At 65.3% G+C, this 3,085-nt stretch carries 3 protein-coding genes; 1 reads left to right on the plus strand and 2 read right to left on the minus strand.

Annotated elements, in window-relative coordinates; all coding sequences use genetic code 11:
• Positions 1-781: lysylphosphatidylglycerol synthase domain-containing protein (locus EOA24_RS32300; protein ID WP_127410495.1), on the minus strand; the 781-nt coding region annotated here is incomplete at its 3' end.
• A gap of 648 nt (positions 782-1,429) precedes the next feature.
• Here EOA24_RS32300 and EOA24_RS32305 point away from each other — a divergent pair.
• Positions 1,430-1,975, plus strand: coding sequence for a DUF995 domain-containing protein (locus EOA24_RS32305; RefSeq protein ID WP_245463232.1), 546 nt, complete (start codon positions 1,430-1,432; stop codon positions 1,973-1,975).
• 80 nt (positions 1,976-2,055) lie between these two features.
• Here EOA24_RS32305 and galE read toward each other — a convergent pair.
• On the minus strand, positions 2,056-3,085 hold a 1,030-nt coding region (gene galE, locus EOA24_RS32310), incomplete at its 5' end, for a UDP-glucose 4-epimerase GalE (RefSeq protein WP_127410496.1).

Consider the following 3,085-nt stretch of genomic DNA (forward strand, 5'->3'; position numbering starts at 1 on the left):
TCATGGCAATGCCGGAATAGAGCAGCGCCGCGGCGGCGCCCGCCTCATAGGTGCCGAAGCCGGCGACGCCCTGCACTGGCAGGATGGCGGCTGCCTCCGCGCCGACGGCGCCGGGAAAGGCGGTCTGGAACGAGGTGTTGAGCAGCATGGCGAGCAGCCAGCCCTGCACGCCGAGCTTCAGCGCCCAGTTGGCGATCGTCCACCACCAGCCATAGCGCGAGCGCCCCGTCGCCTCAGTGAAGATGTCGCGCAATTTGCCGAGCTTGGAGACGATCCTGCCGCCGGCTGTCCAGTTGTGCGGCGCGCGGGCCCAGCGCGGCAGGTACCAGGCGGCGGCGATCAGCGCCGCAATGCCGGCGGCCCGCAGCGCCAGATGGAGGCCCGGCCAAACGAGGCAGGCCAGCACGCCGACGACGAAAGCGTCCTGCAGCCTGAACCAGAGAAGAGAGGCGCTGGCGCGCACGATCGACACGCCGAACACCTGACGCAACAGGATCGGAAAGGCCGTCTCGCCGCCGCGGAAGGGAACGACGTTGATCATGGCATTGTGGATCAGGATGATACGCAGCGCGGCGCCGAAGCGGCCGTTCACATCGTCGCGGAACTCGTCGCAGACGCGCAGCGCCCTGAGCACATAGGTGACGAACAGCGCTGCCGCGACCGCCACGAAGGCGCCGGGCGTGATGGAGGCGAAGGCATCGCCAACCATCTTCCAGCGCTGATCGCTGGCAAGCCATGCCAGCAGCGCCAGTGTGACGATTATCGATATCGCTCGCTTCAACCAATTCTCCGATGGCGCCACCGCCGCGTTGGAGCGGCTTATCCGGTGGTTCGACAATTCACGCCTTTATCCGCGGGTCGCTTCGCCGACGCGGCTCGACGGGCGCGCCGTCACGGGCGGGTGATCCTATAGACCAGCATCGTATCCGAATCCACAAGCTTGGTCGCAGTCTTGTCGAGGTGGTCGATCACTGCGTCATGAGGTTCGACGAACCATTGCCAGCGGCAACAGTCTCGGCTTGCCGCCGGCCGTCGCGCCTCGCAACTCACTTGTTTCTGCGCTGTCTAACATGTGGAGCAGCCCCCTGCCGAAGCTATTCTGGCGACATCCAATCGCCCAGGCAAGGTCAGACTATACAACATTGTAATATCCCTGGTTAACTAACGGCTTGTAGTGATCACTTGGGCCTCGACTCAGTTGACATCGGGCCGCGCGCGGCTGTTAATAGGCTCAAGGGCGCTGATCGCGCCGCCATTGGGCCGACAGGCCCGGGCATCGTGACGGCTCGCGGCAGGCCCCGAAGAAACATCTTCCAGATCATGGTTCATCGGCCCCGCCGTGTCGGGGTCGAGAGGGGGTATTGATATGTGCACGCGCATCGGAACGACAGCTGAAGCCACTTCGGCATCCGAACGGAGTCGACTTGAGTTGAGCAGGGCCGATCGGCTTGCCAGAGGCGGCTGGCTGGTTCCGCTCCTGGTCGCCTGCGGCCAGCTTGCTTTTAGCGGCGCCGCCGGCGCGGCTCCGGCGAAGACCGGTGCGGCCGTCGAGGCCGCTGCCAAGCCCGACATTGCTCCGACGGCTTTCGAGCTGCAGCTTCTCTACGCCGACCGCACCTGGAACTGGAAGAACGGCGCCGCCTATTTCGGAATGGACAGGCGCCTGCATGCCTGGACGAAGGGGGAAGATTCGCCGGCCGTCGGCGAAGGCCGCTGGCTGGTAACGGAAAAGGGCAAGATGTGCATGGAACTTGCCTGGCGGTCCAAGACCTACTCCACCAAGCCGCAGCGTACCTGCTACAGCCATCGTGTCGACAAGGGCAACATCGAGCAGCGCAAGGATCCCGATGGCACGTGGTATGATTTCAAGCACGCCAAGGACGATCCCGCCGACGAGCACCAGAAGTTCGAGGCGGGCAACACCAAGGGTGCTCAATTTGAAGCTGCCCGCAAATTGATCGACACCAAGAGCTGACGCAGCGTCAATGCTCGGCCAATTTTGGGCCGAGCAAGCGTGACGCTGGATCTGGAAAGTGGAGGCTCGCTGAGCCGGCCTTAGCCGAACTCAGCGAGCCCGCGCCCCGACACATTACTCACAGGGCCGACCGCCGGCCTTGCGGGCCGGCGTTTCTGATTGACGTTCGCGCCGCGCGGCGCGCGCAATGCGCGCGGCATGGCGGCCGAAGCGCCGGAATCGCGCAAGGCCGGACCGAGCCCGAAAAAGGGTGCGGCCGTCCTGACGATAGTGTCGATGTCGGAAAGTTGCGCCACGAAGCCCAGCTGTTCGCGGGCAAGGCCGGGGTCGGCGAAAAGCCCGGCCGGATCGCCGGGGCGTCGCGCCTTGTACATGACCGGGACCGGCCGCGATGTGATCCGCTCGACCGCCTCCATGATCTGCCTGATCGAGACCCCGCGGCCGGTGCCAAGGTTGACAGCAAGGCTTTTGCCGCCGGCCTCCAGATGCATGAGGGCCTTGAGATGCGCCCGGGCGAGGTCGCCGACATGGATGTAGTCGCGCACGCAGGTGCCGTCCGCTGTCTCGTAGTCGGTGCCGAAAACCTCGATCGCCTCGATCATGCCGGACGCCGCCATCAACACCCTGGGAATGAGATGGGTTTCCGGCGTGTGCCATTCGCCAAGCTCGCCGTCGGGGTCGGCGCCGCAGGCGTTGAAGTAGCGCAGGATCGCGTATTTCATCCCATAGGCCGCGGCATGGTCCTTGATGATCTGTTCGCCCATCAGCTTGCTGCGGCCGTAAGGGCTGATCGGGTTCTGCGACGAGGTCTCGCGCACGGGCAGCGCCTCGGGCATGCCATAGGTCGCGCAGCTGGAGGAGAAGATGATGTTGCCGATGCCGTTCGCCCGCGCGGCCTCGAGCACGGCGATCGTGCCGGCGACATTGACCGAATAATAGTCCGCCGGGTCACTGACCGACTCGCCGACATAGGCGAGCGCGGCGAAGTGGACGACCGCCTGCGGCCTGTGGCTGGCGATGGCCCGCTCGAGCGCGCCGCGGTCGCGGATATCGCCGACCACCAGCGGCCCCCAGGCCACCGCTTTCTCGTTGCCGCGGCTGAGATTGTCG

The sequence above is a fragment of the Mesorhizobium sp. M2A.F.Ca.ET.039.01.1.1 genome (genome assembly GCF_003998035.1).
Classification (GTDB): Bacteria; Pseudomonadota; Alphaproteobacteria; order Rhizobiales; family Rhizobiaceae; genus Mesorhizobium.